General features: G+C 58.7%; 29 protein-coding genes. 13 read left to right on the forward strand and 16 right to left on the reverse strand.

Translation table 11 applies throughout. The features are described 5' to 3' along the window. Positions 1–48: 48 nt before the first annotated feature. The 3 genes from ACP3TY_RS21010 to ACP3TY_RS21020 all read right to left on the reverse strand — a co-directional run bounded on the left by ACP3TY_RS21010 (position 49) and on the right by ACP3TY_RS21020 (position 2407). Positions 49–390 (reverse strand): four helix bundle protein, encoded by a 342-nt coding sequence (locus ACP3TY_RS21010; protein ID WP_150705949.1) that lies wholly within the window; start codon positions 388–390, stop codon positions 49–51. A gap of 104 nt (positions 391–494) precedes the next feature. After that, positions 495–1412 (reverse strand): sulfate adenylyltransferase subunit CysD, encoded by a 918-nt coding sequence (gene cysD / locus ACP3TY_RS21015; RefSeq protein ID WP_008085033.1) that lies wholly within the window; start codon positions 1410–1412, stop codon positions 495–497. A gap of 236 nt (positions 1413–1648) precedes the next feature. Further along, positions 1649–2407 (reverse strand): Nif3-like dinuclear metal center hexameric protein, encoded by a 759-nt coding sequence (locus ACP3TY_RS21020; RefSeq protein WP_159812162.1) that lies wholly within the window; start codon positions 2405–2407, stop codon positions 1649–1651. A 103-nt stretch (positions 2408–2510) separates the two neighbouring features. On the opposite strand from ACP3TY_RS21020, the gene algW reads away from it, so the two are divergent. From algW to ACP3TY_RS21035, 3 genes are all read left to right on the forward strand, one after another. Next, entirely contained in the window at positions 2511–3668 is a 1158-nt protein-coding gene (algW, locus tag ACP3TY_RS21025) for a Do family serine endopeptidase AlgW (RefSeq protein ID WP_159812161.1), read from the forward strand. 88 nt (positions 3669–3756) lie between these two features. After that, positions 3757–5862 (forward strand): TonB-dependent siderophore receptor, encoded by a 2106-nt coding sequence (locus ACP3TY_RS21030; protein WP_426618407.1) that lies wholly within the window; start codon positions 3757–3759, stop codon positions 5860–5862. Between the two features lie 12 nt (positions 5863–5874). Further along, positions 5875–6594 (forward strand): DUF4198 domain-containing protein, encoded by a 720-nt coding sequence (locus ACP3TY_RS21035; RefSeq protein WP_426618408.1) that lies wholly within the window; start codon positions 5875–5877, stop codon positions 6592–6594. Positions 6595–6787: 193 nt separating this feature from the next. Here ACP3TY_RS21035 and hisC read toward each other — a convergent pair whose 3' ends face one another. From hisC to ACP3TY_RS21085, 10 genes are all read right to left on the reverse strand, one after another. Beyond that, on the reverse strand, positions 6788–7840 hold the full coding sequence (gene hisC, locus ACP3TY_RS21040) for a histidinol-phosphate transaminase (protein WP_426618409.1): 1053 nt from the start codon (positions 7838–7840) through the stop codon (positions 6788–6790). Between the two features lie 3 nt (positions 7841–7843). Next, complete coding sequence (gene hisD / locus ACP3TY_RS21045; protein WP_053117120.1) at positions 7844–9169, reverse strand: histidinol dehydrogenase; 1326 nt, start codon at positions 9167–9169, stop codon at positions 7844–7846. A 377-nt stretch (positions 9170–9546) separates the two neighbouring features. After that, positions 9547–10182, reverse strand: coding sequence for an ATP phosphoribosyltransferase (hisG, locus tag ACP3TY_RS21050; protein ID WP_008085048.1), 636 nt, complete (start codon positions 10180–10182; stop codon positions 9547–9549). 127 nt (positions 10183–10309) lie between these two features. Further along, positions 10310–11575: a UDP-N-acetylglucosamine 1-carboxyvinyltransferase gene (murA, locus tag ACP3TY_RS21055; RefSeq protein ID WP_053117117.1), complete on the reverse strand. Its 1266-nt coding sequence runs from the start codon at positions 11573–11575 to the stop codon at positions 10310–10312. A gap of 22 nt (positions 11576–11597) precedes the next feature. Further along, entirely contained in the window at positions 11598–11837 is a 240-nt protein-coding gene (locus tag ACP3TY_RS21060; protein ID WP_007912386.1) for a BolA family protein, read from the reverse strand. Positions 11838–11952: 115 nt separating this feature from the next. Continuing rightward, the gene (locus ACP3TY_RS21065; RefSeq protein WP_053117115.1) at positions 11953–12258 is read right to left on the reverse strand and encodes an STAS domain-containing protein; all 306 of its coding nucleotides are present in this window, start codon (positions 12256–12258) and stop codon (positions 11953–11955) included. Then, positions 12255–12902 carry an MlaC/ttg2D family ABC transporter substrate-binding protein gene (locus ACP3TY_RS21070; protein ID WP_053117113.1) on the reverse strand — a complete coding sequence of 216 codons (648 nt, stop codon included), beginning with the start codon at positions 12900–12902 and terminating at the stop codon, positions 12255–12257. The genes ACP3TY_RS21065 and ACP3TY_RS21070 overlap by 4 nt, the downstream gene beginning before the upstream one ends. A gap of 10 nt (positions 12903–12912) precedes the next feature. Beyond that, a complete protein-coding gene (gene mlaD / locus ACP3TY_RS21075; protein WP_053117111.1) occupies positions 12913–13380 on the reverse strand; it encodes an outer membrane lipid asymmetry maintenance protein MlaD in 468 nt (155 codons plus the stop codon). Continuing rightward, a complete protein-coding gene (mlaE, locus tag ACP3TY_RS21080; protein WP_426618410.1) occupies positions 13380–14177 on the reverse strand; it encodes a lipid asymmetry maintenance ABC transporter permease subunit MlaE in 798 nt (265 codons plus the stop codon). The genes mlaD and mlaE overlap by 1 nt, the downstream gene beginning before the upstream one ends. Beyond that, the gene (locus tag ACP3TY_RS21085; protein WP_159812156.1) at positions 14177–14986 is read right to left on the reverse strand and encodes an ATP-binding cassette domain-containing protein; all 810 of its coding nucleotides are present in this window, start codon (positions 14984–14986) and stop codon (positions 14177–14179) included. The genes mlaE and ACP3TY_RS21085 overlap by 1 nt, the downstream gene beginning before the upstream one ends. 275 nt (positions 14987–15261) lie before the next feature. Here ACP3TY_RS21085 and ACP3TY_RS21090 point away from each other — a divergent pair, with 275 nt between their 5' ends. From ACP3TY_RS21090 to ACP3TY_RS21135, 10 genes are all read left to right on the forward strand, one after another. Continuing rightward, positions 15262–16236, forward strand: coding sequence for a KpsF/GutQ family sugar-phosphate isomerase (locus tag ACP3TY_RS21090; RefSeq protein ID WP_053117105.1), 975 nt, complete (start codon positions 15262–15264; stop codon positions 16234–16236). After that, on the forward strand, positions 16236–16760 hold the full coding sequence (locus tag ACP3TY_RS21095; RefSeq protein ID WP_095119477.1) for a KdsC family phosphatase: 525 nt from the start codon (positions 16236–16238) through the stop codon (positions 16758–16760). Before ACP3TY_RS21090 ends, ACP3TY_RS21095 begins: the two co-directional genes overlap by 1 nt. An 8-nt stretch (positions 16761–16768) precedes the next feature. Next, positions 16769–17341: an LPS export ABC transporter periplasmic protein LptC gene (lptC, locus tag ACP3TY_RS21100; protein WP_426618411.1), complete on the forward strand. Its 573-nt coding sequence runs from the start codon at positions 16769–16771 to the stop codon at positions 17339–17341. Further along, positions 17328–17873, forward strand: a complete 546-nt coding sequence (gene lptA, locus ACP3TY_RS21105; RefSeq protein WP_053117099.1) for a lipopolysaccharide transport periplasmic protein LptA — start codon at positions 17328–17330, stop codon at positions 17871–17873. The genes lptC and lptA overlap by 14 nt, the downstream gene beginning before the upstream one ends. Continuing rightward, on the forward strand, positions 17873–18598 hold the full coding sequence (gene lptB / locus ACP3TY_RS21110) for an LPS export ABC transporter ATP-binding protein (RefSeq protein WP_053117097.1): 726 nt from the start codon (positions 17873–17875) through the stop codon (positions 18596–18598). The genes lptA and lptB overlap by 1 nt, the downstream gene beginning before the upstream one ends. A 186-nt stretch (positions 18599–18784) precedes the next feature. Then, the gene (locus tag ACP3TY_RS21115; RefSeq protein ID WP_053117096.1) at positions 18785–20275 is read left to right on the forward strand and encodes an RNA polymerase factor sigma-54; all 1491 of its coding nucleotides are present in this window, start codon (positions 18785–18787) and stop codon (positions 20273–20275) included. Between the two features lie 73 nt (positions 20276–20348). Beyond that, a complete protein-coding gene (gene hpf, locus ACP3TY_RS21120; protein WP_007912419.1) occupies positions 20349–20657 on the forward strand; it encodes a ribosome hibernation-promoting factor, HPF/YfiA family in 309 nt (102 codons plus the stop codon). An 11-nt stretch (positions 20658–20668) separates the two neighbouring features. After that, a complete protein-coding gene (gene ptsN, locus ACP3TY_RS21125) occupies positions 20669–21133 on the forward strand; it encodes a PTS IIA-like nitrogen regulatory protein PtsN (RefSeq protein ID WP_053117095.1) in 465 nt (154 codons plus the stop codon). A gap of 2 nt (positions 21134–21135) precedes the next feature. After that, positions 21136–21993 carry an RNase adapter RapZ gene (rapZ, locus tag ACP3TY_RS21130; protein WP_212549716.1) on the forward strand — a complete coding sequence of 286 codons (858 nt, stop codon included), beginning with the start codon at positions 21136–21138 and terminating at the stop codon, positions 21991–21993. A gap of 15 nt (positions 21994–22008) precedes the next feature. Then, positions 22009–22284: an HPr family phosphocarrier protein gene (locus tag ACP3TY_RS21135; protein ID WP_186624820.1), complete on the forward strand. Its 276-nt coding sequence runs from the start codon at positions 22009–22011 to the stop codon at positions 22282–22284. A gap of 121 nt (positions 22285–22405) precedes the next feature. Here the strand turns inward: ACP3TY_RS21135 and ACP3TY_RS21140 are convergent, their stop codons facing one another. Genes ACP3TY_RS21140 through ACP3TY_RS21150 form a run of 3 tightly spaced genes read right to left on the reverse strand, consistent with a single transcriptional unit; the run spans position 22406 to position 24383 of the window. Beyond that, on the reverse strand, positions 22406–23299 hold the full coding sequence (locus ACP3TY_RS21140; protein WP_053117093.1) for a ZIP family metal transporter: 894 nt from the start codon (positions 23297–23299) through the stop codon (positions 22406–22408). Positions 23300–23329: 30 nt separating this feature from the next. Next, a complete protein-coding gene (locus ACP3TY_RS21145; RefSeq protein ID WP_053117092.1) occupies positions 23330–23941 on the reverse strand; it encodes a superoxide dismutase in 612 nt (203 codons plus the stop codon). A 1-nt stretch (position 23942) separates the two neighbouring features. Next, positions 23943–24383, reverse strand: a complete 441-nt coding sequence (locus ACP3TY_RS21150; protein ID WP_016984162.1) for a hypothetical protein — start codon at positions 24381–24383, stop codon at positions 23943–23945. Between the last annotated feature and the right edge of the window lie 6 nt (positions 24384–24389).

Below are 24389 nucleotides of genomic sequence, written 5' to 3' on the forward strand. Positions count from 1 at the left end.
TCAAGCTCCGAGCTGTAAGCTTCAAGCGGCAAGCTTGTCGGCGTACAGCTAGTCAGAAATTTTGTTGATCAACCCGCCCAGCATTCTAGAAAGCTCACGGGTTTCCATAATCCAATTTTCAGCCAGCGGTTCTGCGATGTAAGCGATATCTCGGCCTATCAGGATCTGAGTGCGCAACTCTCCGCAAGAAGCCTTCGCGATCCAAAGAAAGTGCACCTTTTCTTTGCAACTCCGACGCTCCATGCCTTCAGCAATATTGGAAGGCACTGACAGTGCAGAGCGAGTGATCTGATCCTTGAATCCAAAATCCCCGCATCGCGCAAACTCTCTAAAAATCCCCACCGCCAAGCATTTGCTTCGCTGCCAAACAACCAGTTTCTCGAAATCCATTACGAGTCATCCGATTCCGGCTCGCAGCGACCGGCCGCAAGCGCCAAACCGCAAAGTTACGCATACCGCCTTTAACTTGCAGCTTGCCGCTTGTAACTCGAAGCTTAAAAGTACCCTTGACGTTTTTTGTCTTCCATCGAGCCGGCGCCATCGTGGTCGATGACACGGCCCTGGCGCTCGGAAGTTCGCGTCAGAAGCATTTCTTGAATGATGTCCGTCAGCGTTTCGGCTTCGGACTCCACGGCGCCCGTCAACGGGTAGCAGCCAAGGGTGCGGAAACGCACTTTCTTTTTGACGATGCGCGCTTTGTCTTCGTCGGACAGGTGCTCGAGGATGCGCTCGTCGTCGATCATGATCAGCGTGCCGTTCTTCTCGATCACTTCGCGTTCGGCGGCGAAGTACAGCGGCACAATCGGGATGCCTTCGAGGTAGATGTACTGCCAGATGTCCAGTTCGGTCCAGTTCGACAGAGGGAATACACGGATGGATTCGCCCTTGTTGACCTTGCCGTTGTAGACGTTCCACAGTTCTGGACGCTGGTTTTTCGGATCCCAGCGATGCTTGCTGTCGCGGAACGAGTACACGCGCTCTTTGGCGCGGGATTTCTCTTCATCGCGACGGGCGCCGCCGAAGGCTGCGTCGAAACCATGTTTGTCGAGTGCCTGTTTCAGGCCTTCGGTTTTCATGATGTCGGTGTGCTTGGCGCTGCCGTGGGTGAACGGGTTGATGTTCTGCGCCACGCCATCGGGGTTGATGTGGGTGATCAAGTCCAGGCCCAGTTCTTCGACCATCTTGTCGCGGAACTTATACATCTCCTGGAATTTCCAGCGGGTGTCGACGTGCATCACCGGAAACGGCAGCTTGCCCGGGAAGAACGCCTTGCGTGCCAGATGCAGCATCACGGCGGAGTCTTTACCGATGGAGTACAGCATCACCGGGTTATCGAACTCGGCGGCCACCTCGCGGATGATGTGGATGCTTTCCGCCTCCAGCTGTTTCAGATGCGTCAGTTTGTCGACCATGGCTACTCACGAAAACTTTCTTATGAACGGCCAGCGGGCCGTGTTCGAGCGGGGAATCCTAGCACAGCGACCTTCTTCTAATCAGGACGCGGGCTAGAACGAAAGGGCATATGAATATGCCCACCAGTTCGGCCAACCCGCCCCTGTAGGAGCTGCCGAAGGCTGCGATCTTTTGATCTTGTTTTTAAAGATCAAAAGATCGCAGCCTTCGGCAGCTCCTACAGAGGTCGTGTCAGTCAGATCGGGTTGGGGATGTCGATGAAGATGTGTTCGAGGGCGAAGCGTTTTGCCAGGTAGTCGCCCAGTGCCTGCACGCCGTAGCGTTCGGTGGCGTGGTGGCCGGCGGCAATGAAGCTGATGTCGTTTTCGCGAGCGCTGTGAAAAGTCTGCTCGGACGCTTCGCCACTGAGGAACAAATCGACGCCCGCCGCCACGCCGTGATCGATGTAGCCTTGGCCACCGCCTGTGCACCAGCCGACCCGGCGAATCATCGGGCTGCCTTCAATCAGCAGCGGCTCACGGCCCATGACTTCCTGCACTTTGCGGGCGAAGTCGCGTGCGGTCATCGGGTCTTTCAACGAGCCGACCAGGCCAACGATTTTCAGGTTATCCGGATCCAGCGGCCCTTCCACCGTGATGTCCAACTGACGCGCCAGTTGCACGTTATTGCCCACGTCCGGGTGCAGATCCAGCGGCAAGTGATAGGCGAGCAAGCTGATGTCGTGCTTGAGCAGCGTCTTCAACCGGCGCTGTTTCATGCCGGTGATGCACGGGTTTTCGCCCTTCCAGAAGTAACCGTGATGCACCAGCACCAGATCCGCCCCGGCCTCAACGGCAGCGTCGAGCAAGGCCTGACTGGCGGTGACGCCGCTGACAATGCGCATCACCTGCGGCCGGCCTTCGACCTGCAAGCCGTTGGGGCAATAATCGGCGATTTTCGCACTGCCAAGGTAACGGTCGGCTTCTTCGACGAGGGTGCTGAGGGCAACGGCCATGAAAGACTCCTAAATATCCCGTTCAGAGGCACGCGCGGCCTCGTATAATGCGCGACATTATGGGCGGTCTGACCCCGCCTGCAACTTTTCCAGGACGTGCTTAATGTTCAAGGCGCTGCGTTTTATGGGCTGGCCGCTGTTGGCCGGTGTGCTTATCGCTCTGTTGATTATTCAGCGTTACCCGCAATGGGTCGGGCTGCCGAGCCTCGACGTCAACCTGCAACAGGCCCCGCAAACCACCAGCGTGCAGCAGGGCCCGGTGTCCTATGCCGACGCGGTGACCATCGCGGCGCCGTCGGTGGTCAACTTGTACACCACCAAAGTCATCAACAAGCCCAACCATCCGCTGTTTGAGGATCCGCAGTTCCGCCGCTTCTTCGGTGACAACTCGCCGAAGCAGAAGCGTATGGAATCGAGCCTCGGTTCCGGCGTGATCATGAGCCCGGAAGGCTACATCCTCACCAACAACCACGTTACCAGCGGCGCCGATCAGATCGTCGTGGCGTTGAAGGACGGTCGTGAAACCCTCGCCCGCGTCATCGGCAGCGACCCGGAAACCGACCTCGCTGTCCTCAAGATCGATTTGAAAAACCTGCCGGCGATCACCGTCGGCCGCTCTGACAACATCCGCATCGGCGATGTCGCGCTGGCCATCGGCAACCCGTTCGGTGTCGGCCAGACCGTGACCATGGGCATCATCAGTGCCACCGGCCGCAATCAGTTGGGCCTGAACAACTACGAAGACTTCATCCAGACCGACGCGGCGATCAACCCGGGCAACTCCGGCGGCGCACTGGTCGACGCCAACGGCAACCTCACCGGCATCAACACGGCGATCTTCTCCAAGTCCGGCGGCTCGCAGGGCATCGGTTTTGCCATTCCGGTGAAACTGGCGATGGAAGTGATGAAGTCGATCATCGAACACGGTCAGGTGATTCGTGGCTGGCTGGGCATTGAAGTGCAGCCGCTGACCCAGGAACTGGCCGAGTCGTTTGGCTTGTCCGGGCGTCCGGGGATTGTCGTGGCGGGGATCTTCCGCGATGGCCCGGCACAGAAGGCCGGCCTGCAATTGGGTGACGTGATCCTGAGCATTGATGGCGAGCCGGCCGGTGACGGTCGTCGCTCGATGAACCAGGTTGCGCGGATTAAACCGACTGACAAAGTGACGATTCAGGTGATGCGTAACGGTAAAGAGTTGAAGCTGACCGCTGAAATTGGTCTGCGTCCACCACCAGCGCCAGTGCAGGAAAAAGAAGAGTAAAACTTTTTTCGCGCCAGGCGCGCGAATAAAAGACATTCTCAAAAGGCATGTTATATTGTTTCAATTCTATGAATTGGAACAACATAACATGTCGTCTCGAACAAAGGCCTCCCTGCTCGGCCTGAGCCTCGGTTTGCTGGTTGATCCAGCCTTCGCCGAAGAACCGCAACCCCTCGAACTCGACGCCATCAGCGTCATCTCCGATTACGAATCGCCGACCGGCCCGGTCAAGGGTTATCGCGCCACGCGTTCGTCCAGTGCGACCAAAACCGACACGGCGATTCGTGATATCCCGCAGGCGATCAGCGTAGTACCCGCCAGCGTGCTCAAGGATCTGGGCAGCAGCAGTGTTGAGCGCGCATTGGATTTTGCTGGCGGCGTGTCGAAGCAGAACAACTTCGGTGGCCTGACGCTTTACGAGTACAGCGTGCGCGGTTTCACCACCTCTGAGTTCTACAAGGACGGTTTCAGCGCCAATCGCGGTTACCCGAGCACGCCAGATGCGGCCAACATCGAGCGCATTGAGGTGCTCAAAGGCCCGGCGGCCAGCCTGTACGGTCGAGGCGATCCGGGCGGCACGGTGAACATCGTCACCAAGAAACCGCAGCCCGAAGCCTTTACCACGCTGCAAACCAGCGCCGGCAGTTGGGATCGCTATCGCACTGCGCTGGACGTCAACACGCCGCTGGATGATCAGGGCGATGTGCTCTCGCGGATCAACCTCGCGGTCGAGGACAACAACAGTTTTCGCGATCACGTCGACAGCAAGCGCGTGTTCGTCGCGCCTTCGATCAGTTGGCAATTGAACCCGGACACGTCGCTGTTGGTGGAAAGCGAAATCGTCCGTCACAGCTCCACGTTCGATCGCGGCATCGTTGCGCCGAACAACACATGGAGCGGCGTGTCGCGCTCGACCTTCCTCGGTGAACCCAACGACGGCAACATCGACAACCACAACAACCTGCTGCAAGCGACCCTCGAACATCACCTCAACGACAGCTGGAAGTTGCGCCTGGCCAGCCATTACAAGGACGGCAAACTCTGGGGCTTCGCTTCGGAAGCGCGTCCGCTGAGCGCCGACGGCCACACCGTCAACCGCCGCTATCGCGAGCGCGACACCAACTGGCACGACAGCATCACCCAACTGGAGCTGCGCGGGCTGTTCGACCTCGGCCCTTGGCAGCACGAATTGCTGATCGGCAGCGAGTACGAGAACTTCCGCAAGAACGAGCGCGTCACCACGATTGCTGGCGGCCCCTACGCGATTGACATCTACAACCCGATCTACGGCCAGCCGAAACCCAACGGTGCACGTTCGGGCACGGATACGTTCGAACACGTCGAAAGCCATGCGCTGAACCTGCAGGATCAAATCATCTTCACCGACAAACTGCGCGGGATGATCGGTGCGCGTTTCGAACATTTCGATCAACATATCGACGATCACAGCCGCAACGCCACAAGCAACCAACGGCATGACGCCCTCACCCAACGCGCTGGGCTGCTCTATCAACTGACGCCGCAAACCGGTCTGTTCGCCAACGCCTCGACCTCGTTCAAACCGAACAATGGCCTCGACGCGTCCGGCAAATCCTTCGACCCGGAAGAAGGCGTCGGCTACGAAGTCGGCATCAAGAACGAGCTGTTCGACGAGCGCCTGAGCAGCACCCTCGCCTTCTTCCACATCGACAAGGAAAACGTCCTCGCCCTCGACCCGGGCACCGACACCAGCCGCGCGATGGGCAAGGCGCGCAGTCGCGGCTTCGATTGGCAAGTCACCGGGCAAGTCACCGATGCGGTGCGGGTGATCGGTGCCTTCGCTTTTATCGACGCCGAAGTCACTCAGGGTGACGCGGTGATTCCCACCGGCAGCCGCATCCTCGGCGTGGCCAAACGCAGTGGCAGTCTGCTCGGGGTGTATGAGTTTCAGGATGGCCGTTTGCGCGGCTCGGACGTTGGCGCGGCGTTCACTTATGTCGGCGACCGTTCCGGTGAATCCGGCAGCGATTTTGAATTGCCGGCCTATCACACCGTCGACCTGCTGGCCCACTACAAGGCCAGCGACAACGTCACCGTCGGCCTGAACCTGAACAACCTCTTCGACGAAAAATACTACGAGCGCTCGTACAGCAATTACTGGGTCAACCCCGGCGAGCCGCGCAATTTCACCGTCAGCCTGACACTCAATCTGTAAAAGGACGTCACCATGCAATACGGCAAAACCCTCGTGCTCATCGCCGCCCTGTTCGCCGGCCAAGTCTCGGCTCATGGCCTGTGGACCGAACAACGGCGCGGCAATATCGAAGTGATCTACGGCCATGGCGCCGAAGACAACGCGTTCAAGGCGCAGAAAATCAGCGGCGCCTGGGCTTATGACGCGGGCGGCAAGATGATTCCGGTCAGCGTTGAGCGACTCGCCGATCACGCACGTTTGAAACCGCTGAAGTCGCCTGCGGTGATGGCCGTGGCGCTGAATAACGGCATGTGGTCGCAGACGGCTGACAAGAAGTGGGTCAATGAAGGCCGCAGCAAAGTACCGGGCGCTGTCGAGGCGACGGAGACGTTTAAATACAGTCTGGCGATTTATCAGCCGGGGGCGAAGTTGCCGAAGCTGGATCAGATCAAGCTGCTGATTGTGCCGGAGGTTGACCCGTTGACCGTGGGGCCGGGGAAATCATTGCCGGTGCGGGTGTTGCTGAATGGCAAACCGGCGGCGGGGGTGAAGTTGATTGGTGACTATCGCAATGCGCCGAATACGTTGAGCGCCGAGACGGATGAGGATGGCCGTGCGCAGGTATTGGTGAGAAATGAAGGGCTGAATGTGATTGCGGCGCAGGTCGAGGTGCCGGTGAAGGACAGTGCTGATGTGAATAGTCGTGGGTTGTTTAGTTCGCTGACATTCCTTGGCGAGCCGCATCACGAATAAGAGCAGACCCTCACCCCAGCCCTCTCCCGGAGGGAGAGGGAGCCGACCGAGGTGTCGTGTGAGGTACATCGACCTGAAAGACCGAGTCGATTATGGATTCGGTAAAGCAGCATCAGGTCGGTGCAATTCAACAGCATCCCCCAATCAGTCCCCTCTCCCTTTGGGAGAGGGCTAGGGTGAGGGGCTCTTGCCTTTAAAGCTCGCCCAGGCCGTCGATCAGCGCCTGATTCTGCTCCGGCGTGCCAATCGAAATCCGCAGGAACTGCGCAATCCGCTCTTGCTTGAAGTGCCGCACAATCACGCCCTGCTCGCGCAATTTAGCCGCCAGCCCCGCCGCATCATGCTGCGGATGCCGCGCAAAGATGAAGTTCGCCGCCGACGGCAACACCTCAAAACCCTTGGCCTGCAACTGAGCGATCACCCACTCGCGGCTCTCGATCACCAACCGGCAGGTCTTGTCGAAATACTCGCGATCTTCGAACGCGGCAGCAGCACCGACAATCGCCAGACGATCCAGCGGATAGGAGTTGAAGCTGTTCTTGATCCGCTCCAGCGCCTCGATCAAGTCCGGATGCCCCACCGCCAGACCCACGCGCAAACCGGCCAGCGAGCGCGATTTGGACAGGGTCTGCGTCACCAGCAGATTCGGATAACGATCGACCAGACTGATCGCCGTCTCGCCGCCGAAGTCGATATACGCCTCATCAACAACCACCACAGAATCCGGGCTGGCCTTGAGGATTTGCTCGACCGTTTCCAGCGCCAGCAGGCAACCGGTCGGGGCGTTCGGGTTAGGGAAAATGATCCCGCCGTTCGGCTTGGCATAGTCAGCCGGGTCGATCTGGAACTGCGCATCCAGCGGCACCGCATCAAACTTGATGCCGTACAACCCGCAGTAAACCGGATAGAAGCTGTAGCTGATGTCCGGGAACAGCAACGGCTGATCATGCTGCAGCAAACCGTGGAAAATGTGCGCGAGCACTTCGTCCGAACCGTTACCGAGAAACACTTGATTGCTCTGTACGCCGTAGTAGTTGGCGACGGCAGTTTTCAGCAGATCGCTGTTCGGATCCGGGTACAGGCGCAGGTTGTCATTCAGTTCGACCTGCATGGCCGCCAAGGCTTTTGGCGATGGGCCGTACGGGTTTTCGTTGGTGTTGAGCTTGACCAGTTTGGTCAGCTTCGGTTGTTCGCCCGGCACGTATGGCACCAGATCCTTGACGAACGGGCTCCAGAATTTGCTCATTTTTCAGTTTCCCTTCTGTTCGTCTTTGATGCGGTATTCGGCGCTGCGCGCGTGGGCGCTCAGCGATTCGCCACGGGCCAGCACGGAGGCAGTTTTACCCAGCTCGGAAGCACCGGCCTCGGAGCAGAAGATGATCGACGAACGCTTCTGGAAGTCATACACGCCCAGCGGCGACGAAAACCGCGCGGTGCCGGAGGTCGGCAATACGTGGTTCGGGCCCGCGCAGTAATCGCCCAGCGCTTCGGAGGTGTGACGGCCCATAAAGATCGCGCCGGCGTGGCGGATCTGCGGCAACCAGGCCTGTGGGTCAGCGACCGACAACTCCAAGTGTTCCGGGGCGATGCGGTTGGCGACTTCGATGGCTTGGGCCATGTCCTTCACGTGAATCAACGCACCACGGCCATTGATCGAGGTTTCGATGATGGTCGCGCGATCCATGGTCGGCAGCAGTTTGTCGATGCTGGCGGCGACCTTGTCGAGGAACTCGGCGTCCGGGCTGACCAGAATCGCCTGCGCGTCTTCGTCATGCTCGGCTTGCGAGAACAGGTCCATGGCGATCCAGTCCGGATCGGTCTGGCCGTCGCACACCACGAGGATTTCCGAAGGGCCGGCAATCATGTCGATGCCAACCTGACCGAAAACGTGGCGCTTGGCCGTGGCGACATAGATGTTGCCCGGGCCAACCACCTTGTCGACTTTCGGCACGCTTTCGGTGCCATAAGCCAAGGCAGCAACGGCTTGTGCGCCACCGATGGTGAACACGCGGTCGACGCCAGCGATGCACGCCGCCGCCAGCACAAGTTCGTTGATTTCACCACGCGGGGTCGGCACGACCATGACCACTTCGGTCACACCGGCGACCTTGGCCGGAATCGCGTTCATCAATACAGAGGATGGGTACGACGCCTTGCCACCCGGCACGTACAGACCGGCGCGATCCAGCGGCGTGACCTTCTGGCCCAGCACCGTGCCGTCAGCCTCGGTGTAGCTCCAGGAATCCTGCTTCTGTTTTTCGTGGTAGCTGCGCACGCGGGCCGCGGCTTTTTCCAGTGCTTCACGTTGCGGCACGGTGATGCGCGTCAGCGCCAGTTCCAGACGCTCGCGCGGCAGGATCAGGTCGGCCATCGACGCGACTTCGAGGCCGTCGAACTTCTGGGTGAACTCGACCAGCGCCGCGTCACCGCGCTCGCGCACAGCTTTGATGATATCCAGCACCCGCTGATTGACCGAGTCGTCAGACACACTTTCCCAGCTCAGCAGATGATCCAGATGATGCGCGAAATCCGGGTCAGCAGCGTTGAGTCGGCGAATTGCAGTCGTTGCGGTCATAGCGAGAGCCTCATAGGAATGGCAAAAACTCAGGCGCCCGAAGGTGCGCTGACGTTTAATAACGATCGCGTTGGTACTGTGCCCGTACCAGGCAAGGCGCGGGACGAAGGTAAGGGGTTTTTCCTTACCGAGTCCCGCAACGCTGCATGGTGCGGGCACAGTGCCAACCCGTAGGGCCTTGCTTCAAAAGGCTGGCCACTACGCGTTTTTTATACTTCTGAGAAATTGTTCTGCTGCAGTTAGATTGCCTTTTGGAGTAAGGCGCGGTCGTTATTAAACGTCAGCGCACCTTCCCTAGCCAGTCGTTTCCGCTTGGGCACCTGAGATTCTGGCTATGAGGCGGATAGACGGGCGCGACTTAACGTCGCGCAGGTGAATCAGCCGCGGTGTCGAGACTCCACTGCATTGCGCAGGGTGTCGATCAACGCCTGGATTCGGGCGTGTTGCATTTTCATCGAAGCCTTGTTGACCACCAGGCGCGAGCTGATCGTGGCGATCAGTTCCTGAGGTTCCAGGCCGTTGGCGCGCAGGGTGTTACCGGTGTCGACCACGTCGATGATCTTGTCCGCCAGACCGATCAGCGGCGCCAGTTCCATCGAGCCATAGAGCTTGATGATGTCGACCTGACGGCCCTGCTCGGCGTAGTAACGCTTGGCAACGTTGACGAACTTGGTCGCCACGCGCAGACGGCCCTTGGGCTCGGCCGCACCGATCTTGCCGGCGGTCATCAGCTTGCACTGGGCGATTTGCAAGTCCAGTGGCTCGTACAGGCCCTGGCCGGTGTATTCCATCAGCACGTCTTTACCCGCGACGCCGAGGTCGGCCGCGCCATGCTCGACATAGGTCGGCACGTCAGTGGCGCGCACGATCAGCAGACGTACGTCTGGCTGAGTCGTAGGAATAATCAGCTTGCGGCTCTTGTCCGGATTCTCGGTCGGCACGATGCCCGCTTCAGCAAGAAGCGGCAGGGTGTCGTCAAGGATGCGGCCCTTGGACAGTGCGATGGTCAACATGGGAAACGTCAGTCCTTATCAAGGTACTCATGCCCGGTCGCAATCGGCGCCGGACACACATCGAGCCGGAAACCGGCTCGACTCAAAACGAATTCAACGGACACGTCCCTGTGTCCACGTGCAGCAATCAGCCCGGAACGCGACGGATCTTGGCGCCCAGCATCTGCAGTTTTTCTTCGATGCACTCGTAACCACGGTCTATGTGGTAGATGCGGTCGATCAGGGTGTCGCCTTCAGCAACCAGTGCCGAGATCACCAGGCTGGCCGAAGCACGCAGGTCGGTGGCCATGACTGGCGCGCCCTTGAGGACTTCAGTACCGGTAACGATGGCAGTGTTGCCCTCGACCTGGATCTTGGCGCCCATGCGGTGCAGTTCGTATACGTGCATGAAACGGTTTTCGAAGATCGTCTCGATCACCGCACCAGTGCCTTCGGCAATGGCGTTGAGCGAGATGAACTGTGCCTGCATGTCAGTCGGGAAAGCCGGGTACGGCGCGGTGCGCACGTTCACGGCTTTCGGACGTTTGCCGTGCATGTTCAGCTCGATCCAGTCTTCACCGCAGGTGATTTCTGCGCCGGCTTCACGGAGTTTATCCAGAACGGCTTCGAGGATGGTCGGATCGGTGTCCTTGACCTTGACGCGGCCACCGGTCACGGCAGCAGCGACCAGGTAGGTGCCGGTTTCGATACGGTCAGGCATCACCTTGTAGAAGCACGAACCCAGACGCTCGACGCCATCAATGGTGATGGTGTCGGTGCCGGCGCCGGAAACCTTGGCGCCCATGGCGTTGAGGAAGTTCGCCAGGTCAACCACTTCAGGTTCGCGAGCGGCGTTCTGCAACACGCTGCGGCCCTTGGCCAGAGCAGCGGCCATCATGATGTTCTCGGTACCGGTCACACTGACGGTATCGAAGAAGAAGCTTGCACCGCGCAGGCCACCTTCAGGCGCCTTGGCCTTGATGTAGCCGCCTTCGACGTCGATGACCGCGCCCATGGCTTCAAGACCACGGATGTGCAGGTCGACCGGACGCGAACCGATGGCGCAACCGCCAGGCAATGCGACTTCGGCTTCACCGAAACGGGCAACCATCGGGCCCAGTACCAGGATCGACGCACGCATGGTTTTCACCAGTTCGTACGGGGCGATCAGGGTCTTGATGGTGCGCGGGTCGATTTCGACGCTGAGTTTCTCGTCGATCACCGGCTCAATGCCCATGCGACCGAACAGCTCGATCATGGTGGTGATGTCGTGCAGATGCGGCAGGTTGCCAACGGTCACCGGGCCATCGCACAGCAGCGTGGCAGCCAGGATCGGCAGGGCAGAGTTCTTTGCCCCGGAAATGCGGATCTCGCCATCAAGACGAGCGCCACCGGTAATAATCAATTTATCCATAAGAATCTCGACGCCCTTAGGCTCAGGTGCGCTCGGCCCAGGCCGCGCTGCTGAAAAATTTCATAGTGACCGCATGGATGCTGCCATCGGTGATCCATGGGTTCAAATGGGCATAGATCTGCTGCTGACGCTTCACCGGGCTCAACGCCGCCAGTTCATCGCTAATCACGTTCAGCTGGAAATTGCAGCCTTCGCCCTCAACTTCTACCAACGTTCCGGGCAGCTTTCCTTCAAGGAAGCTCTTCACTTCTACGGCCTGCATGCTCAACCTCAATCGGCGCCCTGTGCGCACGGGTCGGACATCATACAAAAAAGCCCCGCGCCTGCGAACCCCGCATGGCAGGACTCTGACGGGGGGCTTCTTTAATGATGCGGGTTCAGGGATGCGCCAACAGCTCGGTCAGTTCGCTGACCTGAGCGATTTCGCGCATGTCTTCGGGCATTGCGCGGATGCTCACAGCCTTGCCGGCCGCTTGCGCATCGCGCATGAAGCACAGCAGCAACGACAGGCCGACGCTGCTGGACTTCTTCACTGCCGAACAATCGATGACCAGCGATGACGCCTTGCTGGACTTGATCAACGCCTGCCCTTCCTTTCGCAAGTCAGGGCCGGTGCGGTAATCCAGCACTCCGCTGAGCAATAGCTCGTCGACATCACTCATACGAACTGCTGCCTCATTCATTGCGCTGGGTTCTTTTCGGTGGATTCCTTGGCCTTGGCCACTTCACCCGCCCAACCGTTGATGGTCTTGTCGAGGTCGTTGCCATTGCGCTGCATCGCGTCAGCGAACTGGTCACGGAACAGTTTGCCAATGTTGATGCCGTTGATGATCACGTTGCGCAGTTTCCACTCGCCGTTGATCTTCTCCAATGTGTACTGCACTGGATAGATCGCGCCGCTGCTGCCTTTTACAACCATGCCAACACTGGTGCGATCGCCCGACTCATCCTTGGCAGGATCGACGGTAATGCCCTGGTTGTTGTATTCGAGCAAGGCGTTGCCGTAGAACTGGAACAGACCTTTCTTGAAGTTTTCTTCGAAGGTCTTCATCTGCGCAGGGGTGGCCTTGCGCGAATACTTGACCGTCATGATGCTTTTGGAGATGCCCTCGGCGTCCACTACCGGCCCGACGATGGTGTTGAGCGCGGTGTAGAAATCGCTCGGATCCTGCTTGTACTTTTCTTTGTTGGCAGCCAGGTCGGCCAGCAACCGGGTGGTTGTGTCCTGAACCAGATCATGTGCCGAAGTCGCAGCAGCAACGGCATTACCCATCAACGGCAGGGCCGCGAGTAATACCAACAGACTGCGTCGCAAGATAGAGATCATTCAAAGCTCCTCATTTGGCATCTTTGCTAACGGTATTGAGCAGGAATTTACCGATCAGGTCTTCCAGTACCAGAGACGACTGCGTGTCGTGGATGGTTCCACCATCTGTCAGCGGCTTGTCTTCGCCACCGACGCTGATACCGATGTACTTCTCGCCCAGCAGACCCGCGGTCAGGATAGACGCTGTGGAGTCAGTCGGCAGGTTGTCGACCTTTTTATCCACTTGCAGGGTCACCCGACCGGTGAAGCTGTCGCGATCCAGATCGATCGCCGTGACCTTGCCGATGGTTACACCGGCCATGGTCACTTTGGCTCTGACCGTCAAACCGGCGATATTGTCAAAGTAGGCATAAAGTTTATACGTGTCGGTGGTCGATGTCGGAGACAGACCACTGACGCGCAGTGCAAGCAGCAGCAAAGCCAGGATCCCTGCCAGCAGGAACAGGCCGACACCGATTTCCAGGGTGCGGTTTTGCATCAGAAATCTCCAAACATCAAAGCGGTCAGAATAAAGTCCAGGCCGAGCACTGCCAGCGAGGCAAATACCACGGTCTTGGTGGTGGCACGACTGATCCCCTCGGAAGTGGGCTCGCAGTCATAGCCTTGGAATACGGCGATCCAGGTGACGACAAAGGCAAAAACTACACTCTTGATGACGCCATTGAGCACATCGCTGGTGAAGTTGACGCTGTTTTGCATGTTCGCCCAGTAGGAACCTTCATACACGCCCAACCAGTCGACAGCCACCCACGAACCGCCCCAGATACCCACCACGCTGAAAATCATCGCCAGCACCGGCATGGAAATGAAACCGGCCCACAGGCGCGGGGCAATGATGTACTTGAGCGGGTCGACGCCGATCATTTCCAGGCTGGACAGCTGCTCGGTGGATTTCATGTTGCCGATTTCTGCAGTCAGCGCAGAACCGGCACGCCCGGCGAACAGTAGAGCAGTGACGACCGGGCCGAGTTCACGCAGCAACGTCAGCGCAACCATCTGCCCGACCGCCTGCTCCGAACCGTAGCTCGACAGAATGCTGAAGCCCTGCAGCGCCAGCACCATGCCGATGAAAATCCCGGAAACAACAATGATCACCAGCGACATCACGCCGACTGAATGCAGCTGTTTGACCAGCAGCCCGAAGCCACCGCTGATACCGCCACGCCCCAGCAAGGCATGAAACAGGAACAACGTTGCCCGACCGAACACCGCGATGGCGTCGATCGCAGCTGCGCCGAAACGGCGTACGCGTTCTATTAATGAAAGTCTGCGCATCAACGCTTCCCCAGAAGATCTGCGCGGTAATCCGTCGCTGGAAAGTGGTACGCCACCGGGCCATCCGGGTTGCCGGTCATGAATTGACGGATACGCGGCTCGTCCGAGTTCATCAACTCGTCCGGCGTGCCCTGCCCCAACACCTGACCATCACCGACGACATAAATGTAGTCGGCGATGCTCGCGGTCTCGGCCAGATCGTGGGAAACCACGATACTGGTGATCCCCAGCGCATCGTTGAGCAGACGGATCAGGCGCACCAACACGCCCATGGCGATTGGATCCTGACCGACGAACGGTTCGTCATACATAAGAATCTGTGGGTCGAGGGCAATGGCGCGGGCCAATGCAACACGACGCTTCATGCCACCGGACAGCTCATCGGGCATCAACTCGATGGCGCCGCGCAAACCCACGGCCTGCAATTTGAGCAGGACGATGTCGCGGATCATTTCTTCCGGCAACTCGGTATGAACGCGCAGGGGGAAAGCGACGTTCTCGAAAACATCGAGATCGGTGAACAGGGCGCCGCTCTGAAACAGCACACCCATGTGCTTGCGCGCGTCGAACAGATCGCTGCGCGAAAGCTTCGGCAGGTTCTGACCGTTGACCCAGACCTCACCGCTGGTTGGACGCAATTGTGCGCCCATCAACCGCAGCAGCGTGGTCTTGCCACACCCGGAAGGCCCCATGATGCCGGTGACCTTGCCGCGCGGGATACGGATATCGACGTTATTGAAAATGCTGCGCGCACCGCGCTTGAAGGAGACTCCCTTCAGCTCGACCGCGTAGGCGTTATCGGCACTCATCTAAACTCCTTGCGATGCAGCCTCTCACTCGGACGCCAGGCTTTCCTGGAAAAGCACATACATCCCGGGCAGGCCGAACTGGCGGCGAACTATATCACTGCAAAGGGCGCGCGCCCAAGGCTTGTGCCGGGCCGTGTTCAACGATATGACAGGGTTACAGACGCTTTTTCGGGCTTTTAGTTACGGCGAATGACAAAGCACGACGAACTTGCGTGAGGCTTTGCCACATAACCGCTATAATCGCCGCCTTTTCATCGGGCTATACGATTTCTGACATGAGCCAAACCAGCGACCTGATTCAATCGGCACAACGCACCATCCGCCTCGAAGTGGAAGCCGTTCAAGGCTTGCTGCCCCATATCGACGCCGATTTCGTACGCGCTTGCGAGATGATTCTGGCCAGTAAGGGCCGTGTAGTCGTGGTCGGCATGGGCAAATCCGGGCACATCGGCAACAAGATTGCCGCCACCCTGGCCAGCACCGGCACCCCTGCATTCTTCGTGCACCCGGCCGAAGCCAGCCACGGCGACATGGGCATGATCACTCGTGATGACGTGATTCTGGCCCTGTCGAACTCCGGCTCGACCAACGAAATCGTCACCCTGCTGCCGTTGATCAAACGCCTGGGCATCCAGTTGATCAGCGTAACCGGCAACCCACAATCGCCGCTGGCCAAGGCTGCCGAGGTCAATCTCAACGTTCACGTCGAGCACGAAGCCTGCCCGCTCAACCTGGCACCGACCTCGTCGACGACGGCTGCACTGGTCATGGGCGATGCCCTGGCGGTGGCGCTGCTCGAAGCTCGCGGTTTTACCGCTGAAGATTTCGCGTTTTCCCATCCCGGTGGCGCATTGGGCCGTCGTCTGCTGCTGAAAGTCGAAAACGTCATGCACGCTGGTCAGGAGCTGCCGCAAGTACAACGCGGCACCCTGCTCAAAGATGCCTTGATGGAAATGACCCGCAAGGGTCTGGGCATGACCGCCATTGTTGAAGCCGACGGTAAACTCGCCGGGATCTTCACCGACGGTGATTTGCGCCGCACGCTGGATCGCAGCATCGATATCCGCAGCGCGACCATCGACCAGGTGATGACCGCTCACGGCAAAACCGCCCGGCCCGACATGCTCGCCGCCGAAGCGCTGAAAATCATGGAAGACCACCGAATCAACGCACTGGTAGTCGTCGATGAGGATGATCGCCCGATTGGCGCCTTCAACCTCTCCGATCTGCTGCGCGCAGGAGTCATGTAATGAGCAACGATCTGCTGCAACGCGGCAAAGCGATCAAACTGGCGGTGTTCGACGTCGATGGCGTCCTCACTGACGGGCGCCTGTACTTCCTTGAAGACGGCAGCGAATTCAAGACGTTTAACACCCTCGACGGTCAGGGCATCAAAATGTTGATGAACGCTGGCGTGCAAACCGCCATCATCAGCGGTCGAAAGACACCAGTGGTTGAACGTCGGGCGAAAAATCTGGGCATCCCGCACCTTTTTCAGGGGCGTGAAGACAAATTGGTCGTTCTCGACGGTCTACTTGAACAACTGGGCCTAAGCTATGAACAGGTCGCCTACCTCGGTGACGACCTTCCTGACCTGCCGGTGATCCGCCGCGTAGGCCTGGGCATGGCGGTTGCCAACGCTGCTGATTTCGTCCGCGAACACGCCCATGGCGTGACCCGGGCCCGAGGCGGCGAAGGCGCTGCCCGCGAATTCTGCGAATTGATCCTGCGCGCCCAGGGCCGCCTCGATGCGGCCAACGCCGCGTACCTGTGAGCCAAACCATGTTCAGCAAAAAATTTCGTAACTTCCTGCTGTTTGGCTGCATCGCTGTGCTGTTTGCTGCGGTCGGCTACTGGAACATCAGCCCGGAACGTTTCCTCGACAATCCGCCGGTTACCACCGTCGACAACCCGATCGACTGGTACGCGACCAAAACGCATACCCTGCAATATTTGCCGGACGGCGGTGTGCAGTATGAAATGACGTCGGAGATAGCCGAGCACGTCAAGGCAACGGACATTACTCTGGTCACCAAACCCGACCTGAACATGTATCGCGGAACCGAGTTTCCGTGGCACGTGACCAGTGAGCACGGCGAAGTGAATGCGGCCGGCACACAGGTAGAACTGATTGATTCGGTGCGCATCAAACGCACCGACGAACAAAACCGCGACCTGCTGGTCACTTCCACGCGCATGACCGTGTTCCCGCAGGAGCAATATGCGCAGACCGAGCAACCCGTTAGAATCGACGGCGCTGGCGGTGTATCAACCGGCGTTGGCATGAAAGCGTACCTGAAGGAAAGCAGGATACACCTGCTATCGAACGTAAGAGGACAGTATGAGGCTCGTTAAAACCCTCCCTATTTTGCTCAGTCTGGGCGCAGCACTGGGAAGCGTGAGCGCCTGGGCTCTGCCGAACGATCAGCAGCAACCTATCCGTATTCAGGCCGACGACGCCCAACTGGACGACAAGAACGGCATCGCCACTTATAAAGGTGATGTGATCATCACCCAGGGTTCGATGATCGTTAAAGGCAATACGGTGACTATCACCCGAACGCCGGCTGGCGATATCGACGTAGTGACGTCGGTGGGTAACCTTGCCTACTTCGAGCAATTGCAAACCCAGGGTGACGCCAAGCCTGTACAGGGCTGGGGCGTAACGATTCAGTACCACGCCGCGCAAAACCGCGTCGTGCTGATCGACAAGGCCAAGGTCGTCGACAAGGACAACAACACGACTCAGGGCGAGAAAATCGTCTATGACACCGTGAAGAAACTGGCCAGCGCCGGTCGCGCTACCGGCAGCAAAGTCACCGAATCGCGTCCGCGTATCGACATGGTGATCCAGCCGAAGAAGAAAACCGACGAGAAGACCCAGTAATGGCAACTCTGAAAGCTCAGCACCTGGCCAAGGCCTATAAAAGCCGCCAGGTCGTGCGTGACGTCAGCCTGTCGATCGACAGCGGCCAGATTGTTGGTTTGCTCGGCCCGAACGGTGCCGGTAAAACCACCTGCTTCTACATGATCGTAGGTTTGGTACAGGCCGATCAGGGCCGCGTGCTGATCGACGATCTGGACGTCAGCCACCAGCCAATGCACGGTCGTGCCAAGGCCGGTATCGGCTATCTGCCGCAAGAAGCGTCGATCTTCCGCAAACTGTCGGTGGCCGACAACATCATGGCCATCCTCGAGACCCGTCAGGAACTCGACAAGGCCGGCCGCCGCAAAGAGCTGGAAAGCCTGTTGCAGGAATTCCACATCACGCACATCCGCGACAACCTCGGCATGAGCCTGTCCGGTGGTGAACGCCGCCGGGTGGAAATCGCTCGCGCGCTGGCCACCGCACCAAAATTCATCCTGCTCGACGAACCGTTCGCCGGTGTCGACCCGATCTCGGTCGGCGACATCAAGCAGATCATCCACCACCTCAAGGCCAAGGGCATCGGTGTTCTGATCACCGACCACAACGTCCGCGAGACGCTGGATATCTGCGAAACCGCTTACATCGTCAACGACGGTCAACTGATCGCCGAAGGTGACGCCGAAACCATCCTGGCCAACGAACTGGTCAAGGAAGTGTATCTGGGTCACGAGTTCCGCCTGTAAGCGTCACAGTGCCCGGTGCGCAGCCGGAGTGCTGTATCGATTCAAGCAGGATTTAATACGCTTAATTGTTACAGCGCTCTAGGCAAACACTTCAGTTTCAGGCATATAATTTGCTTAAGTTTGGCGCTTCGGCGCCCTGTAGTGGATGGCGCATAGCGCCGGCGAATAAGGTGTTAAGCCCCTGCCATGAAACCATCGCTAGTCTTGAGAATGGGCCAGCAGCTGACGATGACACCGCAGCTGCAACAGGCCATCCGCCTGCTCCAATTGTCGACCCTGGATCTGCAACAGGAAATCCAGGAGGCTCTGGAATCCAATCCGATGCTCGAACGCCAGGAAGAAGGCGACGACTTCGACAACTCGGATCCCATGGCCGACAACGCCGAACAGAAGCCCACCGAGATCCAGGAACCTTCCTATCAGGAAGCCGCACCGACCGTCGATAACCTCGAAGACGGCGAATGGAACGAACGCATCCCCAACGAGCTTCCGGTCGACACTGCCTGGGAAGACGTTTACCAGACCAGCGCCAGCAGCCTGCCCAGCAGCGATGATGACGAGTGGGATTTCACCACCCGCACCTCCGCCGGCGAAAGCCTGCAAAGCCACTTGCTGTGGCAACTCAACCTCGCACCGATGTCCGACACCGATCGCCTGATCGCCGTGACCCTGATCGATTGCATCAACAATCAGGGCTACCTGGACGAAACCCTCGAAGAAATTCTCGAGGCGTTCGATCCGGAACTGGACATCGAACTGGACGAGATCGAAGCCGTCCTGCACCGCATCCAGCAATTTGAACCGGCCGGTATCGGCGCGCGCAACCTCAGCGAATGCCTGCTGCTGCAATTGCGTCAGCTGTCGGCCAAGACGCCTTGGCTGGCGGAAGCCAAACGTCTGGTCAGCGATTACATCGATTTGCTCGGCAGCCGTGATTACAGCCAGTTGATGCGCCGTATGAAGCTCAAGGAAGACGAGCTGCGCCAGGTCATCGAACTGGTACAAAGCCTCAATCCGCGTCCGGGCTCGCAGATCGAATCGACCGAAGCCGAATATGTCGTCCCTGACGTCATCGTGCGCAAGGACAACGAGCGCTGGCTGGTCGAGCTGAATCAGGAATCGATGCCACGCCTGCGCGTCAACGCGCAGTACGCCGGCTTTGTGCGTCGCGCCGACACCAGCGCCGACAACACTTTCATGCGCAATCAGTTGCAGGAAGCCCGCTGGTTCATCAAGAGCCTGCAGAGCCGCAACGAAACCCTGATGAAAGTTGCCACCCAGATCGTCGAGCATCAGCGCGGTTTTCTGGAGTACGGCGACGAAGCCATGAAGCCGTTGGTGCTGCACGACATCGCCGAAGCGGTGGGCATGCACGAATCAACGATTTCCCGAGTGACCACGCAGAAATTCATGCATACCCCGCGCGGTATTTATGAACTGAAATACTTTTTCTCCAGCCACGTCAGCACCTCTGAAGGCGGTGAATGCTCGTCCACGGCGATCCGAGCGATCATCAAAAAACTGGTTGCCGCGGAAAATCAGAAAAAGCCGTTGAGTGACAGCAAGATCGCTGGTTTACTGGAGGCACAAGGCATTCAGGTGGCTCGCCGCACCGTCGCCAAGTACCGCGAATCCCTCGGGATCGCGCCTTCGAGCGAACGCAAGCGGTTGATGTAAGCCACGTTACAGCGTTCCAGTGGCAGGCTATCCGGCCTGCCGCTTTATGCACTGGCAACGAAGGAGAAGCTGTATGCAAGTCAACATCAGTGGACACCAACTGGAAGTGACCCAACCTCTGCGTTCCTACATCGAGGAAAAACTCCAACGACTGGAGCGACATTTCGACAAGATCACCAACGTGCAAGTCACGATGTGTGTCGAAAAGCTGAAGCAGAAAATCGAAGCCACCTTGCATATTCCCGGCAGCGAAGTGGTCGCCAACGCAGAAGATACTGATATGTATGCTGCGATCGACTCACTGACCGACAAGCTGGATCGCCAACTCAAAAAGCATAAGGAAAAGACCCAGAGCCTCCTCCAGGGCGCAACCGGTCGATAACCCCCCATTCCATGATCCGACTTGAAAGTATCCTGACCCCCGGCCGTTCCCTCGTGAACGTGCCGGGCGGCAGTAAAAAGAAAGCCCTCGAACAAATTGCCAACCTGATCGCCCGCGAAGTGCCGGATCTGGAGATGCAAGATGTCTTCGAGGCTCTGATTGCCCGTGAAAAACTCGGTTCGACCGGTTTTGGCAACGGCATCGCCATTCCCCATTGCCGCCTGAAAGGTTGTGTAACGCCAATCAGCGCGTTGATGCACCTTCAAGCCCCTATCGATTTCGACGCTATCGACGGCGCGCCGGTTGACCTGCTGTTTGTACTGCTGGTGCCGGAAGCCGCCACCGATGCGCACCTGGAATTGCTGCGCCAGATCGCCAGCATGCTGGATCGCAAGGATGTGCGCGATAAGTTGCGCAGCGCTCCGAGCAACGAAGCCTTGTACCAGGTCGTACTGGACGAGCAAAACGGGCAGTAATCATGCGTTTGATCATCGTCAGTGGCCGTTCCGGCTCGGGTAAAAGCACCGCACTGGATGTCCTTGAGGACAACGGTTATTACTGCATCGACAACCTGCCGGCGGGTTTACTGCCGGAACTGGCCGAACGCGCGCTGATTCACACCGAACTGGCGCAACCGCTGGTCGCCGTGTCGATCGATGCGCGCAACTTGCCGAGCCATCTGACGCGTTTTCCGGAACTGCTCGAAGATGCCCGCGCCAAGCACATCCAGTGCGATGTTCTGTATCTGGATGCTGACGAAGAAACCCTGCTCAAGCGTTTTTCCGAAACCCGCCGCCGCCACCCTCTGAGCAATGCCAACCGCTCGCTGGCCGAGGCGATTCAGGATGAAACCGCCCTGCTCGGCCCGATCGCCGACCTGGCTGATCTGAAGATCAACACCACCAATCTGAACCTGTACCAGTTGCGCGACACCATCAAGCTGCGCCTGCTGAATCAGCCGGAGCCGGGTACGGCGTATCTGGTTGAGTCATTCGGCTTCAAGCGCGGTATGCCGGTGGATGCCGATCTGGTTTTTGATGTGCGCTGCCTGCCCAACCCGTACTGGAAGCCGGAACTGCGTGCGCAATCAGGGCTCGATGCGCCGGTGGCCGAATATCTGGCGGCACAACCTGACGTCGAAGAAATGTTTCAGGACATCTTCACCTACCTGCACAAATGGCTGCCGCGTTTCGCAGCGAGCAACCGCGCCTACGTCACCATTGCCATTGGCTGCACCGGCGGGCATCACCGCTCCGTCTACCTGACCGAACGTCTGGGTCAAGCCCTGCAGAAAACCCTGAAGAACGTCCAGGTTCGCCACCGCGACCTCACTTAAAGGATTCACACCGCGATGCCTGCTCTGGAAATCGAAATCATCAACAAACTGGGCCTGCATGCCCGCGCATCGGCCAAGTTCGTTGGCGTGGCCGGGCAGTATCCGGATTGCACGATCAGAGTGGGCCGCACGCCGGAGACCACGGTTGATGGCAAAAGCATCATGGCGATGATGATGCTGGCGGCTGGCAAGGGCACCAAGATCTATTTGAGTACTGAGGGCGAGAAAGATCAGGAAGCGCTGGATGCGCTGGTGGCGCTGATCAACAACTACTTCGATGAAGGTGGTTGACCGCCAAAGTCAAAAGATCGCAGCCTTCGGCAGCTCCTACATTGGAAGGGGCAATTACGGTTACCCGCGGCGCACATAATCCCTGTAGGAGCTGCCGCAGGCTGCGATCTTTTGATCTGCTTCAACCCAACGCCGTATCCATCACCATCATCAAACAAAACCCGCTCAACAAGCCAAGACTGGCCAGTTTGTCATGACCATTGCGTCGCGACTCGGGGATCACTTCGTGGGTCACCACCAGCAGCATCGCCCCCGCAGCCAGCGCCAACCCTAACGGCAACAACACCTGCGCAAGACTGACCAGCCACGCGCACAACAGCGCAAACACCGGTTCAACCAGTCCAGACGCCGCGCCGATCAAAAACGCTTTGACCCGCGACATCCCCGCCCCGGCCAATACCAACGCAATCACCAGACCTTCCGGCACATCCTGCAAAGCGATGCCCATGGCCAGGCTGTCCGCGTCCGGCATGCCGCCACCGGCAGACACACCGACGGCCATGCCTTCAGGGATGTTATGGGCAATGATGGCGAACACGAACAACCAGATCCGTGGCGGAATCACTGGGCGATCGACAGTGCCGACGAGCATTTCCGGGGACGCGCCCGAGACTTTGAGATCAACCAGATACAACCCGAACGCACCGAGCATGATGCCAAAGCAGATCAGGCCACTGGCGCCCCACGGCGTCAGGCCAAGACTCTCAGCAGCGGCGATGCCCGGCACGATCAGCGAAAACGCCGTCGCCGCCAGCATCACCCCGGCACCAAACCCCAGCAACGTATCGCTGAGTGCCTGCGGCATGCGCCGAATCACCAGCACCGGCACCGCACCAAGCGCCGTGCCGAGCGCGCAGATCGCACCACCCTGCAACGCCCGTAATAGCCTCGGTTCCAGATTCAGCCATGCCAGTCCGTGGGCAACCAGCAAGGTCATGCCCGCCAACAGCAATAGCGATCCCACTGCGTAACGAAACATACGCCCACTTCCGATCGCCAGTGTTTCAGTGCCCATAGTCAGCCTTGGATTGTTTTTATAGATGACTTAAACCAGTGCGGCCTGATAGCGCGCAGCAACTTCCGGCCAATTGATCACGTTGTAGAACGCATTGATGTATTCCGGGCGACGGTTCTGGTAGCGCAGGTAGTAGGCGTGCTCCCAGACGTCGAGACCGAGAATCGGCGTGTTGCCGTTCATCAACGGGCTGTCCTGGTTGCCGCTGCTTTCCACGATCAGTTTTTTCTCCGGGGTCACGCTGAGCCAGGCCCAGCCGCTGCCGAAACGGGTCAGTGCGGCTTTAGTGAAGGCTTCCTTGAAGCTGTCGAGGCCGCCCAGTTGCTCATCGATGGCTTTGGCCAGCGCGCCATCCGGTTTGCCGCCACCGCTTGGCACCATCACCTCCCAGAACAGCGAGTGGTTGGCGTGACCGCCGCCCTGATTGATCACCGCCGCGCGAAGTTTTTCCGGCAGATCCTTAACGCTGGCGACCAGTTTTTCCACCGGCCACTCGGCGTATTCAGTGCCTTCTACCGCCGCGTTGAGGTTGTTGATGTAGGTCTGGTGATGTTTGGTGTAGTGAATCTCCATGGTCTGCGCATCGATATGCGGTTCCAAGGCATCGTAGGCGTAAGGCAAAGCGGGCAAGGTAAAAGCCATTTCAATGGACTCCATGGTGATGTGGGGCAGGCGCGCGGCGCGCATTGCCGGTATCCGGGTGCAGCAGGCGTTGAGTGCGCGGGTATTCGCCGTGTTCGCTGATGAAATTCAGCAGCTCGACATAGGTTTTGCTGCTCTGGCGCAACGCCGCTTCACGCAATGCCAGGCGCTGGCGTTCGTCCTGCATGGTTTGCAACAGCCGTTGATGGATGGCGCAGAGGTATTCGGCGCTCTCCTCCGGCTGATTCAGACGCAGGTGCAAATCCGCGAGGTTGTGGTGGGAGATGACGCAGGCCGCCACCGCTTCGTCGGCGTCCGCCCAGCGTTCGAACAACACTTGCGCCAGGGCCAGGGCTTGCAGGTAAGCCTCACGGGCGTCGATCAGCTCGCCCAACATGAAGCAGCGATTGGCCCGTTCGATCGTGCGTTTCCAGTGCTCCATGGTGAG

Origin of the sequence: Pseudomonas rustica, from assembly GCF_049959085.1 — a bacterium.
In the GTDB taxonomy this organism is placed as follows: domain Bacteria; phylum Pseudomonadota; class Gammaproteobacteria; order Pseudomonadales; family Pseudomonadaceae; genus Aquipseudomonas; species Aquipseudomonas rustica.

What these genes read in the sequence shown, in the direction of transcription:
- ACP3TY_RS21060 (WP_007912386.1), bottom strand. Translation starts at nt 11,837, where the DNA reads ATGCAGGCCGTAGAAGTGAAGAGCTTCCTTGAAGGAAAGCTGCCCGGA.
- ACP3TY_RS21030 (WP_426618407.1), top strand. Translation starts at nt 3,757, where the DNA reads ATGTCGTCTCGAACAAAGGCCTCCCTGCTCGGCCTGAGCCTCGGTTTG.
- ACP3TY_RS21065 (WP_053117115.1), bottom strand. Translation starts at nt 12,258, where the DNA reads ATGAATGAGGCAGCAGTTCGTATGAGTGATGTCGACGAGCTATTGCTC.
- hisC (WP_426618409.1), bottom strand. Translation starts at nt 7,840, where the DNA reads ATGAGCAAATTCTGGAGCCCGTTCGTCAAGGATCTGGTGCCATACGTG.
- ACP3TY_RS21020 (WP_159812162.1), bottom strand. Translation starts at nt 2,407, where the DNA reads ATGGCCGTTGCCCTCAGCACCCTCGTCGAAGAAGCCGACCGTTACCTT.
- rapZ (WP_212549716.1), top strand. Translation starts at nt 21,136, where the DNA reads ATGCGTTTGATCATCGTCAGTGGCCGTTCCGGCTCGGGTAAAAGCACC.
- hpf (WP_007912419.1), top strand. Translation starts at nt 20,349, where the DNA reads ATGCAAGTCAACATCAGTGGACACCAACTGGAAGTGACCCAACCTCTG.
- ACP3TY_RS21035 (WP_426618408.1), top strand. Translation starts at nt 5,875, where the DNA reads ATGCAATACGGCAAAACCCTCGTGCTCATCGCCGCCCTGTTCGCCGGC.
- mlaD (WP_053117111.1), bottom strand. Translation starts at nt 13,380, where the DNA reads ATGCAAAACCGCACCCTGGAAATCGGTGTCGGCCTGTTCCTGCTGGCA.
- murA (WP_053117117.1), bottom strand. Translation starts at nt 11,575, where the DNA reads ATGGATAAATTGATTATTACCGGTGGCGCTCGTCTTGATGGCGAGATC.
- ACP3TY_RS21095 (WP_095119477.1), top strand. Translation starts at nt 16,236, where the DNA reads ATGAGCAACGATCTGCTGCAACGCGGCAAAGCGATCAAACTGGCGGTG.
- mlaE (WP_426618410.1), bottom strand. Translation starts at nt 14,177, where the DNA reads ATGCGCAGACTTTCATTAATAGAACGCGTACGCCGTTTCGGCGCAGCT.
- cysD (WP_008085033.1), bottom strand. Translation starts at nt 1,412, where the DNA reads ATGGTCGACAAACTGACGCATCTGAAACAGCTGGAGGCGGAAAGCATC.
- ACP3TY_RS21090 (WP_053117105.1), top strand. Translation starts at nt 15,262, where the DNA reads ATGAGCCAAACCAGCGACCTGATTCAATCGGCACAACGCACCATCCGC.
- hisD (WP_053117120.1), bottom strand. Translation starts at nt 9,169, where the DNA reads ATGACCGCAACGACTGCAATTCGCCGACTCAACGCTGCTGACCCGGAT.
- lptA (WP_053117099.1), top strand. Translation starts at nt 17,328, where the DNA reads ATGAGGCTCGTTAAAACCCTCCCTATTTTGCTCAGTCTGGGCGCAGCA.
- ACP3TY_RS21070 (WP_053117113.1), bottom strand. Translation starts at nt 12,902, where the DNA reads ATGATCTCTATCTTGCGACGCAGTCTGTTGGTATTACTCGCGGCCCTG.
- lptC (WP_426618411.1), top strand. Translation starts at nt 16,769, where the DNA reads ATGTTCAGCAAAAAATTTCGTAACTTCCTGCTGTTTGGCTGCATCGCT.
- ACP3TY_RS21150 (WP_016984162.1), bottom strand. Translation starts at nt 24,383, where the DNA reads ATGGAGCACTGGAAACGCACGATCGAACGGGCCAATCGCTGCTTCATG.
- ACP3TY_RS21115 (WP_053117096.1), top strand. Translation starts at nt 18,785, where the DNA reads ATGAAACCATCGCTAGTCTTGAGAATGGGCCAGCAGCTGACGATGACA.
- hisG (WP_008085048.1), bottom strand. Translation starts at nt 10,182, where the DNA reads ATGTTGACCATCGCACTGTCCAAGGGCCGCATCCTTGACGACACCCTG.
- algW (WP_159812161.1), top strand. Translation starts at nt 2,511, where the DNA reads ATGTTCAAGGCGCTGCGTTTTATGGGCTGGCCGCTGTTGGCCGGTGTG.
- ACP3TY_RS21010 (WP_150705949.1), bottom strand. Translation starts at nt 390, where the DNA reads ATGGATTTCGAGAAACTGGTTGTTTGGCAGCGAAGCAAATGCTTGGCG.
- lptB (WP_053117097.1), top strand. Translation starts at nt 17,873, where the DNA reads ATGGCAACTCTGAAAGCTCAGCACCTGGCCAAGGCCTATAAAAGCCGC.
- ptsN (WP_053117095.1), top strand. Translation starts at nt 20,669, where the DNA reads ATGATCCGACTTGAAAGTATCCTGACCCCCGGCCGTTCCCTCGTGAAC.
- ACP3TY_RS21135 (WP_186624820.1), top strand. Translation starts at nt 22,009, where the DNA reads ATGCCTGCTCTGGAAATCGAAATCATCAACAAACTGGGCCTGCATGCC.
- ACP3TY_RS21085 (WP_159812156.1), bottom strand. Translation starts at nt 14,986, where the DNA reads ATGAGTGCCGATAACGCCTACGCGGTCGAGCTGAAGGGAGTCTCCTTC.
- ACP3TY_RS21140 (WP_053117093.1), bottom strand. Translation starts at nt 23,299, where the DNA reads ATGGGCACTGAAACACTGGCGATCGGAAGTGGGCGTATGTTTCGTTAC.
- ACP3TY_RS21145 (WP_053117092.1), bottom strand. Translation starts at nt 23,941, where the DNA reads ATGGCTTTTACCTTGCCCGCTTTGCCTTACGCCTACGATGCCTTGGAA.